The following is a 12563-nucleotide window of genomic DNA, read 5'->3' on the forward strand; positions in this document are numbered from 1 at the left end:
CCTCGGCCGCCATGTCCGATGGCCACTCCAGCCCTGCACCCCGGCCAGCGCCGGAATCTCCACCACCTCCGCGGACACTACCCAGGCGGGAACCCAGGCGACCACTGAAGTGCGTCTTCACCTGAAGATGCATCCGTGGACCGCATGGCACCCGCTGGAAGGCCGCCGCGTTGGGTCCAACCAACGCTGCCGAACACGCGCGAGGACCCCCGCCATGCTGACCGCTCATCCCGAGGGGCTCCTCGCTGCGCGCCTTGTCGAGCGCGCCATGCGGGCTCCGGCGGGGCTCGTTTTCGTTGCGCGCAGCGAGGCTCGCGCAGCGCGACTGCACCGGGCGGTGCGCACGCTCGCACCCATGTCCTGCACTGTGTGGCTTCTGCCAGGCTGGGACTGCTTGCCCTACGACCGTGTCTCGCCCTCGCGCCCCGTGATGGGCCGGCGCATGGCGCTGCCGGCCGAGATCGCCGCCTGCAAGGGACCGCGGCTGCTGGTGGCGTCGGCTGAGGCCGCGTCGCAGCGCCTGCCGCGCCACGATCCGGAGGCGAGGCTGGCCCTGGCCCGCGGCGCGCCCTTGGAGCCGGAGGCGCTGAGGGTCGCGCTGCTGCGCCTCGGCTACATCCTCGACGAGCGGGTGGACGAGCCGGGCGAGGCGGTTCTCCATGGCGAGATCGTGGACGTCTTCCCGGCCTGGGCGCCCGGCGATCCGGCGTGGCGGCTGCGGCTCGAGGACGGGCGCATCGCCGCGATCCACCGCACGGACATCGTCACCCAGCGCAGCCTGGATGCGGAGGAGGAGGCCGTGACGATCGGCCCTGCCTCCGAACTCGTGCTGCCGCGCGACCATCCCCTGGTCGAGGCCCGCCCGCCGGGCCTGGAGCATGCGCTGCCCGCCTTCGACGTGAAGCTGACCGCCCCGCTGGCGTTGCTGCCGGAAGCCGCGGTGATCCTGGACGAGGACGCCCAGGAGGGCCTCGCGCGGCGCCGCGCCGAGGTGGCTGAGGCCTTCCGTACGCGCGTTGCGCTCCGACCGGCGCGCGAGGGCGAGCCGCCCGTGCCGCCACCGGAGGCGCTCTACCTCGACGAGGCGGGCTGGGACGCCGCGCTCGGGGGCCGGGTGGCCGAGCAGGTGCGGGCGGCGGAGGCGGAGGCGCGCGTGCCGCCCCGCTTCGCGGCCCAGCCTGATCCGGAAGAGGCCTTCATCGGCCATGCCGCCGCGGCGCTCCGGCACCGCCAACGGGTCGCCATCGCCGGCGGCCGGGGCCGCGGCGCGCGCCGCCTCGCGCGACGCTTGGCCGACGAAGCCGGCGCGCCTGTGGTGGAGGTCGAAGACTGGCCCGCACTGCTGGCCGCCCCCCCAGGCAGTGTCGCGTTGCTGGCGGCACCGGCCGACCTGCCTGGCTTCGAGACAGGGGAAGCCCTGGTCGTCCCCCATGCCGACATCCGCCCTGGCGCCGGCGTCGCCTCGGCCGCGCGCGACGGTGCCGAGACGCTGATCGCGGCCAGCGCGACGCTGCAGCCCGGTGATGCCGTCATCCATCTCGACCATGGCCTGGCCGCGCTGCGCGGGGTCGAGCCCGTCGAGGCCGGCGACGCGCGCGTGGATTGCCTCCGCCTCGACTTCGCCGATGGCTCGCGCCTCGTGCCCTTCGACGAGTTCGACCAGCTCTGGCGCTACGGCGCCGAGGCGGCGGGACTCACGCTCGATCGTCTCGAAGGCAGCGGCTGGGCGAAGCGGCGCGCCGAGGCGGAGGCCAAGGTGGCCGAGACCGCCTGCGCCCTGCTCGACATGATGAAGGTGCGAGAGGCGGCCACGGCACCGGTGCTGCGCCCGCCGGCGCGGCCTCTCACGCGGCTGGAGGCGCGCTTCCCCTACGAGCTGACGCCCGACCAGGCGGCGGCAGTGGAGGCGGTGCTCGCCGACCTAGCCTCGGGTCGCCCGATGGATCGGCTGGTCTGCGGCGATGTCGGCTTCGGCAAGACGGAGGTCGCGCTGCGTGCGGCCGGCGCGGCGGCGCTCGCCGGCAAGCAGGTGGCGCTGCTCGCGCCGACCACGGTGCTGGTGCGCCAGCATCTCGACACCTTCCGGCGCCGGTTCGAGGGGCTCGGCGTGCGTGTCGAAGCGCTCTCGCGCCTGACGCCGCCGGCGGAAGCGCGCGCCATTCGCGCCGCCATCGCGAAGGGCGAGGTCGGCATCGCCATCGGCACCCAGGCGCTCGCCGCGAAGTCGGTGCGCTTCCGCGACCTCGGCCTGCTGATCGTGGACGAGGAGCAGCGCTTCGGCGCCCGCCAGAAGGCGCAGCTCGCCATGCTGCGTGCGGATCGTGGACTGCACAGGCTGACGCTCACCGCCACCCCGATCCCGCGCACCCTTCAGGCCGCGCTGGTCGGGCTGCGTGAGCTCAGCGTCATCGCCACGCCGCCCGCGCGGCGCCAGCCCGTGCGCACGCTCCGCGCGCCGCTTGACGACGCGCTGCTCACCGCGGCGCTGCGGCGCGAGGCGCGGCGCGGTGGCCAGAGCTTCGTGGTCTGTCCACGCATCGAGGACATCGTGCCGATGCGCGAGCGCATCGCGGGCCTCGTACCCGAGCTTTCGCTCATCGAGGCCCATGGCGACCTCGCGCCGGCGGCCATGGACGAGGCGATGGTGCGCTTCGCCGGAGGCGAGGGCGACATCCTGCTCTGCACCAACATCGTCGAGGCCGGGCTTGACGTGCCGCGGGCCAACACGATGCTGATCTGGCGCGCCGACCGCTTCGGCCTGTCGCAGCTGCATCAGCTCCGCGGCCGCGTCGGCCGCGGCCGGACGCGCGGTGTCGCCTACCTGCTGACCGATGCCGGCGCGCGATTGCCGCCCGCGACGGAGCGCCGCCTGCGCACCCTTGAGGCGCTGGACCGCGTCGGCGCGGGCTTCGCCGTCAGCGCGCGCGACCTCGACCTGCGCGGTGCGGGCGACCTGCTGGGCGAGGCGCAGGCCGGCCACATGCGCCTGGTCGGGATCGAGCTCTACCGCCACCTCCTGGACCGCGCCCTGACAGCCGCGCGCGGCGAGCGGCCGCCGGAGGCCTGGAGTCCTGCCCTGGCGCTCGACGTGGATGCCTACGTGCCGGAGGGACACGTGCCGGAGGAGGGGCTGCAGGTGGACCTGCACGCCAGGCTGGGGCGGCTGCTACGCCGCGGCGACCTCCCGGGCGTGGAGGCGCTGGAGGACGAGATGGAGGATCGCTTCGGCGAGGGACCAGGGCCGCTGCGGAACCTCTTTGCATTGGCGCGAATGTCGGCGCGCTGCAGGCGGCTCGGCATTGCGCGGCTCGAGGCCGGCCCGACGGCGGTGGCGGCGACACCGCGGACCGCGTCCGGCGCACCGCCGCCTGCGCCGCTCGAACTGAAGGGCGAGCGCTTCCTGCTGCGACGGGAGAGCGCAAGTCCCGCGGAGCGAGTGGCGGCGGCGGAGGCGCTGCTCGCGATGCTCGAGCCGGCGCGCTGCGAGCGCGCGTCCTGACGGGCCGCGCATGCTCGGCGATGTGCTGCAACGGCCAGGGCGCACCACCGGAGCAGATGGACCGACGGGAACACCATGGTTCGGATCCAGCATGCCTCCGCCGCATTCCGCTGGCGGATTGCGACGACTTCCGCTCTCCGCGCGATCCCGACGACACCCTGAACCGGGTGCTCGCACAAGGCCGGATGCGCGTTGCGGCGGTGGACCATGTGCCCTCGACGATGGCGGAGGCGCAGGAGACCGATGGACGAAGGGGCCGAGGTGCTGAGCTGGCCTGCGGGTCCGCCTGGACGTCGAGCCGAGGCCGAAATCGCGTTGAATTGCCTGGGCGGCCTGCGGGCTAGCGCGTTGGCCGGTCGCGCGCATCGCGAGCATTCGCTGCGCATCGCAAGTGACTGCCCGGATGCTGCGAGAGGAGAAGGGCCGAGCATGGACGCTGCCGATGCTGTCCATCATGACCACCGGCCCGGCTTCGTCCAGCGGTGGCTATTCAGCACCAACCACAAGGATATCGGGACGCTCTACCTGATATTCGCCACCATTACGGGTTTCATCGCCATCGCCATGTCCATGGCCATGCGGCTCGAGCTCGCCATTCCGGGCCTGCAGATCTTCCCCGATGGCCAGGTCTGGAACGCCTGGGTCAGCGGGCACGGCATAACCATGATCTTCTTCGTCGTCATGCCCGCCCTGATCGGCGGCTTCGGCAACTGGTTCGTGCCGATCATGATCGGTGCGCCGGACATGGCCTTCCCACGCATGAACAACATCAGCTTCTGGCTGTTGGTCCCCGCCTACCTGATGCTGACCGCGAGCCTCTTCATCGACGAAGGGCCGGGCGGAGGTTGGACCCTCTATCCGCCGCTGACCGACAACACCTATCACCCGTCGATGGCGATGGACCTGGCGCTGTTCTCGCTGCACCTGGCGGGCGCGAGTTCCATCCTCAGCTCCGCGAACTTCATCACCACCATCTTCAACATGCGCGCCCCCGGCATGACCATGCACAAGATGCCGCTCTTCGTGTGGTCGCTCCTGGTGACGTCCTTCCTCTTGCTGCTGGCGGTGCCGGTGCTGGCGGGCGCGATCACCATGCTGATCACCGACCGCAACTTCGGCACGGCCTTCTTCGACCCGGCCGGTGGCGGCGACCCCGTGCTGTTCCAGCACCTGTTCTGGTTCTTCGGCCACCCCGAAGTCTACATCGTCATCCTGCCGGCGTTCGGAATCATCAGCCACGTCATTGCCACGTTCAGCAACAAGCCGGTGTTCGGCTATCTCGGCATGGCCTATGCGATGGTGGCGATCGGCGTCGTCGGCTTCGTGGTCTGGGCGCACCACATGTTCACCTCGGGGCTCGATGTGGACACCCGTGCCTATTTCGCCGCCGCCACGATGGTCATCGCGGTGCCGACGGGCATCAAGATCTTCAGCTGGATCGCCACCATGTGGGGCGGCAGCCTGCGGCTTGAGACGCCGATGCTGTTCGCCATCGGCTTCATCTTCACCTTCACCGTCGGCGGCGTGACCGGCGTGGTGGTGGCCAATCCGGGCATCGACGTGATCGTCCACAACACCTACTACGTCGTGGCGCACTTCCACTACGTGATGGCCATCGCGGCCGCCTACGCCATCTTCGCCGGCTTCTACTACTGGATCAGCAAGATGAGCGGCCACCAGTACCCGGAGCGCTGGGGGAAGGTGCATTTCTGGACGTTCTTCGTCGGCACCAACATCACCTTCTTCCCGATGCACTTCCTGGGCAACCAGGGCATGCCGCGTCGCTACCCGGACTACCCGGACGCCTTCTTCGGCTGGCATCTCGTTTCGTCGGTCGGGGGCGCGGTCTCCTGGATTTCCTTCTTCGTCTTCTGCTGGGTCGTCTATGCGACGCTCCGGCGTGGGCCGGAGGCCGCGGCCAATCCCTGGGGCGCGGGTGCGACGACGCTGGAGTGGCAGCTCTCCTCTCCGCCGCCCTTCCACAGCTTCGACGAACTGCCGCGCGTGCGCTGACCGCGAAGGATGCAGCGCAACCCACAGCGCGGCCCTGCGTCGGCGATGCGACTACACGGAGCACGGACATGACGAAGCAACCGCCCGTCGGCACCAGGCAGGACGAAACCCCGCCGCGAACCGACGGCAAGCGCCAGGGCGAGCCGACGCCGCAGGGCTACCAGGCCGCTGGCCCCGGCAACCTGCACGGCGTGCCCCCTGACGACGCACCTGGCGAGCCCGGCGCCGAACGGGTGCCTTTCCACCCCGACGCGGGCCGACCCGCGGAGGACACCGAGGCGATGGCACAGCGCGTGCTCGATCAGGCGCGGCGTGGCCCGCCGGCGAAGGGCGATGCCGGCCCGCTTGCGGCGGGTCAGACCGAGGGGAGCGACGACGACGACCAGCCATGACGTCGTGCCGCGGCACGACCATCCGACGGAGATCGAGCCGTAGCTGTCGCCCCCGGTGCGAGGTCCTGGCACGACCGTCGCGCAGCTGAAGCAGGACCTCGACAGCGGCGCGACCGGCGAGAAGGTCGCGATGCTCGGCCCCGCCGTGTCCCCGCTCCGCACCGACGCTGGCGGCGCTCCGCGGATGCCCGAAGTGGTGCAGGCGGTTTCCAGCCCACCGAAGCCGGCCCCGGGGATGGCAGCCCACAGCGGAGCCGCGGCGTGCGCGCCGGGGGGAATGCACGACCGGGCGGGGGCGCCACGATCAGCAGCGCGCCCATGAGGTAGTCGATCACGCCATGCGTGCGGGTGGTGATGAAGCGCGTTCCAGCCTCCTCTGCCGGCGCGAAGGCGCCATGGCGGACCCGACGCAGGGCGGACCGCCGCCGGTCGGCCCCGTTGCGAGCTGGCCGGATTCACGGCGGGCGTGCCTCGGGTGCCCTATCCGGCAATGCAGGCGCCACGAGGCGCACGGGCGCGATCCGATCCCAGATTGCCCTGGGCAACTCCGTGCGCTCGCAGAACCGGCGCGCTCCTCGGGCGTAGGCGCCCTGCCGACACGCGCGGAATGGAGGACGGCATGACCGAAGAGATCACCCAGCTGCTGGTCGAGCAGCTGAAGGACGCACACAGCGCCGAGAGGCAGACGCTCAGGGCCATGCCGCGGCTGGCGAGGCAGGCAAGCTCGCAGTCGTTGAAGGACGCGCTGGAGGCGCATGTCCAGGAGACCGAGGGGCAGGTCGAGCGGCTGGAGCAGGCCTTGCAGACGATGGGCGCCAAGCCCGGCCGCAGGGTCTGCGAGGGGATGCGCGGGCTGATCGAGGAGGCGCAGGGCCAGCTCAAGGAATACGGCAAGGGCCCGCTGGCGGATGTGCTCATCATCGCCGCCCAGCAGCGGGTCGAGCACTACGAGATCGCCTCCTACGGCACCATGGCGGCGCTGGCCAAGACCGCCGGCGAGCGGGAGGTCGCGAGCCTGCTGGCCGAGACGCTGCGCGAGGAGGAGCAGACGGACAAGGCGCTCTCGCGCCTCGCACAGCGCGAGGTGAACCCCGCCGCAGGCGGTCGCGGCCGCGCCAGCCAGGACGCGCCGCGCCGCGGTCGCGCATCGGCCGCCACGGCAGAGCGCGCCGGCACGCGGTCGAAGGCCACCCCGAAGACGCGGCCGAAGGCGGCGAAGGCCGCCTCGACGACACGCCCCAAGGCGCGGCGGAACTCGGGCGCGAAGGTCACGACGGACCACGACGAGATCAGGCGCTGGGCGGAGGAAAGGGGCGGCACGCCGGCCGCGGTGGAGCGCACGCATGAAGGCGGCGACACCGGGATCATCCGCATCATGTTTCCCGACAATCCGCGTTCGGAGCACGAGGCGCTGGTCGAGATCCCGTGGGAGGAGTTCTTCCGCCAGTTCGAGGAGAGCAAGCTCGCGTTGCTCCATGACGAGGGCAGCCTGTTCAGCAAGCTGATCGGGCGCGACACGGCGAAGCGCCGCGCGAGCGGAGACCATGGCGCCGCCAAGGGCAGCGGGCCGCGCGGCGGCGCGGGCGCCGGACGGGGGCGGAAGGCGCCAGCGGGTGGGCGCGCGGCATCGGCGCGCGGCGGTGCATCCCCGCGCCGGCGGAGCGGCGCCTGACGCAGGGCCGGGCGCCAGGTGCGGACACAACGATGACGGCCGCCGCATGACGGGCAGGTGGCACGCGACCTGGGACCGGGTTCGCACCAGCCTCTGGCTGCTGCCATCGGTCATGATCGCCGCCGGCGCTGGCCTCGCCGCGGCGATGCTGGCGGTGGATGCCGGCCGCGGCGCCGAGGACCAGGTACGGGCCTGGTGGATGGACGCCGGCGGGGCGGAGGACGCGCGCAACCTGCTCTCGAGCCTCCTCACCGGCGTGATCGCGATGGCCGCCATGGCCTTCTCGGCGGTGGTGGTCGCGCTCACGCTCGCCGCCCGGCAATACGGCCCGCGGCTCGTGCGGGTGTTCCGGGCCGACCTGACGACACAGGCGACGCTTGGCACCTTCGCCATGACGATCGTCTATCTCGTGCTGGTGCTGCGCATGGTCCGCGGCGACGCGGCGTTCCACGACGTGCCGCACGCGTCAGCCAGTCTCGGCACCGCGCTCGCGCTCGCCTGCGTGCTCGCCCTCCTCGTCTTCCTGCAGGAGGTGGCGCGCGTCTCGGTCGCCGACGACGTGGTGGAGCGCGTGGGGCGCGAGCTGGATCGCGCGATCGCAGCCCTGCCGCCGCGTGCCGCGGGCGAGCACCAGGACGCCGCCGAGCAGGCGAAGGAGCAGGGCTTCCCGTCCTGGGACGCCGCGGACCGGATTGCGCAGCGGCAGGAAGGCTATGTGCAGGCCATCGACTACGACGGGCTGCTGGACTGGGCGGCGGATCATCAGGCCGTGCTGCGGCTCGACTTCCGCGCCGGCGACTTCGTCGTGGCCGGCGACCGCTGCATCTGCGTGCACCCGCTGCCTGCGGCGGAGCAGGCGGAGGCCGATGCGATCTGCAACTTCGCCACCGTCGGGCGCGAGCGCACGCCGACGCAGGATCTCGAATTCGCGGTGCGGCACCTGGTCGAGGTGGCCGTGCGCGCGCTTTCCCCCGGCACGAACGACCCTTTCACCGCCATCGCGGTGATCGACCGTCTTCGTGGCTGCCTGACCAGGCTCGCCGCGCGGCAACTGCCCCCGACGATGCTGCGCGACCGGGCCGGGCGGGCGCGCATCCTGCGCGAGACCACGACCTTCTCTGGCCTGATGGACGCCGCCTTCCACCAGATCCGCCAGTCCGGCGCGGCGCATCCGGCGGTCATCATCCACCTGCTGAAGGCGATCACCCGGATTGCCGAGCACACAGGCACCGCCGATCAGCGCGATGCGCTGGCCCGGCACGCCCGCATGGTCGCGGAGGCTGGCCTGCGTGAGGCGCAGGAGCCGGGGGACCGGCGCGACATCGAGCGCAGCCGCGGCGAGGCGCGCCGCGTGCTGGAAGGGGAGGCGTCCCGCAAGACCGCAGCCGCTCCGCGGTGGGAGGGCGTGGGGAGTGCGTGATGCCGGCGGCCACCGGCCGCCCCCACCTCGCGTGAGGTGAGGTGCGGCTTCGGAAGCGTGGCAGGCTCATGCAGCCAGGAAATCGAGCAGCAGCCGGTTCACCTCCTCCGGCTGGTCGTGATGCAGCCAGTGCGTCGCGTCTGGCAGGTGGAACACCTCGGCCCGCTCGCAGAGTGCCTGACCCGCCTCGGCGAGGCGCGCGTCGAGCGCGATGTCGCGGTCGCCCCAGATGATCCGGATGGGCGTGGCGATCCGCCGCTCCTCGAAGCGCGGCCGGTGGCGCAGCGCCGCCCGGTACCAGTTCAGCATCGCGGTCACCGCGCCCGGCCGAGCCCAGGCGGCGCGGTATCGCGCTAGGTCGGCCGCGGTGAAGCTGCCGGTCCGTGCGGTCGCGCGCATCGCGCCGGCAAGCGCCGCGAAGTTGCCGGCGCGCAGCATCGTTTCGGGCAGCATCGGGACCTGGAAGGCGGCGAAGTAGGACAGCCGCAGCACCTGCCATGGATGCGAGGCCAGGAAGCGCGACAGCGCCGCCGGATGCGGGCCGTTCAGGATCGCCGCGCGCTCCAGCCGCGGCTCGCCGCGCGCCGCGAGGTGCCAGGCGACGATCGCGCCCCAGTCATGACCGACCACCGCGAAGCGGTCACGCCCCAGCGCCTCCGCCATGCGCGGCACGTCCTCCGTGACGGTGTCCAGCGCATAGGCGGCGACATCGCGGGGCTTCGCCGACAGATTGTAGCCGCGCAGGTCGGGTGCCACGACGCGCAGCCCCGCCGCGGCGAGCGGCCCGATCTGCCGCCGCCAGGCCCACCAGAATTCGGGGAAACCGTGCAGCAGGAAGACCAGCGGGCCGCCGGGCGGACCAGCGGCCACGGCGTGGAGATCCACGCCGTGGCCGGGCAGCCGCAGGGTCTCCGCCCCTGCGACGCCCTCCGGCGCGTGCGGCGCGTCAGGCCGTGCGGTCACGCATTCGCCTTGTGTCCCGGGCGGTTCCGGTCGGTCTTGGTACTGCCCGTCCCGCCGATGCTGCGCTGGTTTTCCTCCTTCGCCGCGCTGGCCGAGGAGCTGCCGGCACCTGTCGCCGTCCCGCCCGCATTGCTCGTCCCGCCCTGGCCGGAGCCCTTTTCCGCCGCGGCCTTGTCCGCCTTCTTCGCTGTTGTCATCGCCTTCGCCTTGCCGGTCCGCCGCGTGCCGTCCACGCGGGCTTCCATCCGGACCAAGGCTGCGCGCCCTGCAGCGGTTCCGGGCAGGCCGAGATATCCCGCTACCCTCGCCCGCGGGCCTGCCTGAACACGCGCAGGAGCCAATCGGACAGGTCGCGGTCCAGCGCGTCGCGGCATTCGTCGAGGCCGTGGCGGCATCCGGGATAGAGGATGATCTCCTTCGGCTCCGCAGCACGCCGATGGATGTCGCGCGAGCAGGCCGCTGGCAGGATCTCGTCCGCCAGGCCGTGCACCAGCAGCAACGGTCGCGGTGCGAGCGCCCCGGCCAGCTCCGTTCCCGCCGTCTGGCTGCTGAGCGCGGCAACCGCCACCACCTCCTCGCGCGCGGCACCGGCGGCGATCGCCACCGCGCCGCCGAAGGAGTGCCCGACCAGCACGACGCGCCGCCGCCCCTGCCCGGCCAGCCAGTCGAGGCCGGCCAGCAGGTCCGCGACGCAGGGCGCCATGCGCGCGGGCTGCCGCCAGGCCAGCTCGAGGGACAGCACGCCCTGGCTCCGCAGCCGCTGCGCCAAGCGTGGATAGAGGCCGCCCGCCGGCCCGCCGAGGCCGCCGCCGGCACCGAACGCCCACAGCACGGCGGCGTCGCCGTCTTCGCTCGGGTGCAGGCGGCAGGCGATCTCGCCGCCGTCGGCGATCAGGCGCAGGCGCTCCATGCCTTCGCCGTCCGGCTCGCGTTCCGCGCCGAGCAGGTGCAGCAAGGCTCAGCTCTCCCGGCGCATGCCGCCGCCCCGCAACAGCAGCAGGTGCTGCAGCAGGAGAACCGTCTTCGCGTCCAGGATGTCGCCCCGCCGCACCATGGCCCAGGCCTCGTCGAGAGGGACCTCGATCACCTCGATCACCTCGATCTCCTCGCCTTCCTCGCGCAGCCCGCCGCCGCTTCCATGCCGGTCACCGGGCGTGTACTCCGCCAGGAACAGGTGCAGCTTCTCCGCACAGGCGCCCGGGCTGGTGTAGAGGACGAACACCTGCCGCAAGGCCCGGAGGCGGTAGCCGGTTTCCTGCTCGGCCTCGTGGCGCGCGGTGTCCTCGGGGCTGCGGCCGTCCTCGACCACGCCCGCGCAAGCCTCGACCAGCCAGGCAGGGTCGCCGTTGACGTGCGCGGCGATGCGGAACTGGCGGGTCAGCAGCACCGTGCCGCGCTGCGGATCGAAGGGCAGCACCGCCGCGCCGCGCCCGTTGCGATAGACCTCGCGCTCCAGCGTCTGGGTGCTGCCGTCACGCCGGTGGAAGGCGAAGCGCAGCTTGCTGAGCGGGTGCCAGTTCTCCGACAGCGTCTCCTCGGCCTCGATCGCGATACGGTCTTCCGCGGCGCGGCCGGAGCTCACGACCCGCCGCGCTTGACGTTGCCCGTCGCGGCCCCGCCGGTGCTCGCGCCTCCGGTGCCGAGGCTGCCGAGCCCGGCACCCGGGCCGCCACCAGGCTTCGTGCCGCCGCGCTGCACGCCGCTCGCGATGCCGCCGGCCCCGGTCAGCCGCTGGCCGCCCGAAGCACCGGGGCTCGCCTCATCACTGCCTTGGGTTTTCGTGCCGCCGGTCTCGGTGGCCGGGCGGGCGCCGGTGCCGATGTCCTGGAGGCGCTGCGACGCCTCGGCCTGCTCGCGGCGCGTCTTCTCGTCCTTGTCGTCGGCCATGGATCTGCTCCTCGCTGAAGTCCGAAGGGGAAGGTGTCCGCCGCGCCCGGCACGCCGGCCGCATCCAGCGGCGTGACGGCGCCGGTCTCGGCGAACCGGACGAAGGCGTCGAACCGGTCGGGCAGGACGGCCTCGAACCAGTGGCTGCGCCGCTCTGTCTCAGGCGGGTAGATGAGGCCGATCGCACGTTCGAGCCGTGCGCCGCCGAGGCGGTCGAAACGCACGGCGAAGGCGTCCCCCTCGGCGGGTAAGCGCAGTTCCTCGGCGTAGCGGGCCAGGGCACTGCGCAGCTCTGCTTCCTGTACCCGCCGTTCGGCCAACGCGTCTGCCATCACAGGCCAACGCCAACCATGCCCGGGGTGTTGCCTTGCGCAAGCGGATCAGCGGGCAGGAGCCCCGGCGTTTCCGCCCGCCGTGCTTCCCGGCAAGGTCTTCTCGCCCGCCGGAGCCGCGCCGCCGGCCGGTTGCCGGATCCCGATGTCCGGCGCTCGGGATCCTTGCCTGGCTGCGCCACCGTCCGCGCCATCAGGCCGGACGGTAGATCGTCAAGGAGCCGCGGTTCGGCCCGAGCTGGCGAACGCGCTCCAGGACCTCGACCAGAATCTCCCGGCGCTTCTTCAGGCTAGACCATTATTGGCCTGACTGTGCATAGCCGCAGTGTCGCAGGTAGTCGGTGCATTCTTCGGGGCTGAAGCGGTCAAGGAGGTTGCCGATGGC

10 protein-coding genes and 1 pseudogene are annotated in these 12563 nt (G+C 72.4%); 5 read left to right on the plus strand and 6 right to left on the minus strand.

The annotated features are described in order from the left end of the window. Positions 1–394 precede the first annotated feature (394 nt). The 5 genes from ACESM1_RS21025 (at position 395) to ACESM1_RS21045 (ending at position 8996) form a co-directional block, all read left to right on the plus strand. On the plus strand, positions 395–3499 hold the full coding sequence (locus ACESM1_RS21025; protein ID WP_372623167.1) for a DEAD/DEAH box helicase: 3105 nt from the start codon (positions 395–397) through the stop codon (positions 3497–3499). Positions 3500–3928: 429 nt separating this feature from the next. Then, positions 3929–5512, plus strand: coding sequence for a cytochrome c oxidase subunit I (gene ctaD, locus ACESM1_RS21030; RefSeq protein WP_372623168.1), 1584 nt, complete (start codon positions 3929–3931; stop codon positions 5510–5512). A 68-nt stretch (positions 5513–5580) separates the two neighbouring features. Continuing rightward, a complete protein-coding gene (locus ACESM1_RS21035) occupies positions 5581–5904 on the plus strand; it encodes a hypothetical protein (RefSeq protein ID WP_372623169.1) in 324 nt (107 codons plus the stop codon). A gap of 619 nt (positions 5905–6523) precedes the next feature. Further along, complete coding sequence (locus ACESM1_RS21040; RefSeq protein WP_372623170.1) at positions 6524–7576, plus strand: ferritin-like domain-containing protein; 1053 nt, start codon at positions 6524–6526, stop codon at positions 7574–7576. A 46-nt stretch (positions 7577–7622) separates the two neighbouring features. Next, positions 7623–8996, plus strand: coding sequence for a DUF2254 domain-containing protein (locus ACESM1_RS21045; protein WP_372623171.1), 1374 nt, complete (start codon positions 7623–7625; stop codon positions 8994–8996). Between the two features lie 66 nt (positions 8997–9062). Here ACESM1_RS21045 and ACESM1_RS21050 read toward each other — a convergent pair whose 3' ends face one another. The 6 genes and pseudogenes from ACESM1_RS21050 to ACESM1_RS21075 form a co-directional block, all read right to left on the minus strand. After that, entirely contained in the window at positions 9063–9959 is an 897-nt protein-coding gene (locus ACESM1_RS21050; RefSeq protein WP_372623172.1) for an alpha/beta fold hydrolase, read from the minus strand. Then, on the minus strand, positions 9956–10204 hold the full coding sequence (locus ACESM1_RS21055) for a hypothetical protein (protein ID WP_372623173.1): 249 nt from the start codon (positions 10202–10204) through the stop codon (positions 9956–9958). The genes ACESM1_RS21050 and ACESM1_RS21055 overlap by 4 nt, the downstream gene beginning before the upstream one ends. Before the next feature lie 53 nt (positions 10205–10257). Continuing rightward, positions 10258–10914 (minus strand): alpha/beta fold hydrolase, encoded by a 657-nt coding sequence (locus ACESM1_RS21060; RefSeq protein ID WP_372623174.1) that lies wholly within the window; start codon positions 10912–10914, stop codon positions 10258–10260. Positions 10915–10917: 3 nt separating this feature from the next. Beyond that, positions 10918–11541, minus strand: a complete 624-nt coding sequence (locus ACESM1_RS21065) for an NUDIX domain-containing protein (protein ID WP_372623175.1) — start codon at positions 11539–11541, stop codon at positions 10918–10920. Beyond that, positions 11538–11846: a hypothetical protein gene (locus ACESM1_RS21070; protein WP_372623176.1), complete on the minus strand. Its 309-nt coding sequence runs from the start codon at positions 11844–11846 to the stop codon at positions 11538–11540. The genes ACESM1_RS21065 and ACESM1_RS21070 overlap by 4 nt, the downstream gene beginning before the upstream one ends. 95 nt (positions 11847–11941) lie before the next feature. Further along, positions 11942–12178: pseudogene (locus tag ACESM1_RS21075) on the minus strand (erythromycin esterase family protein); the annotation flags it as partial. Positions 12179–12563 lie beyond the last annotated feature (385 nt).

Origin of the sequence: Falsiroseomonas sp. (assembly GCF_041690465.1) — a bacterium.
Taxonomy (GTDB): Bacteria; Pseudomonadota; Alphaproteobacteria; order Acetobacterales; family Acetobacteraceae; genus Falsiroseomonas.

Coding starts and splice junctions, on each gene's coding strand:
- ACESM1_RS21070 (WP_372623176.1), bottom strand. CDS start 11,846: ATGGCCGACGACAAGGACGAGAAGACGCGCCGCGAGCAGGCCGAGGCG.
- ACESM1_RS21055 (WP_372623173.1), bottom strand. CDS start 10,204: ATGGAAGCCCGCGTGGACGGCACGCGGCGGACCGGCAAGGCGAAGGCG.
- ctaD (WP_372623168.1), top strand. CDS start 3,929: ATGGACGCTGCCGATGCTGTCCATCATGACCACCGGCCCGGCTTCGTC.
- ACESM1_RS21045 (WP_372623171.1), top strand. CDS start 7,623: ATGACGGGCAGGTGGCACGCGACCTGGGACCGGGTTCGCACCAGCCTC.
- ACESM1_RS21035 (WP_372623169.1), top strand. CDS start 5,581: ATGACGAAGCAACCGCCCGTCGGCACCAGGCAGGACGAAACCCCGCCG.
- ACESM1_RS21040 (WP_372623170.1), top strand. CDS start 6,524: ATGACCGAAGAGATCACCCAGCTGCTGGTCGAGCAGCTGAAGGACGCA.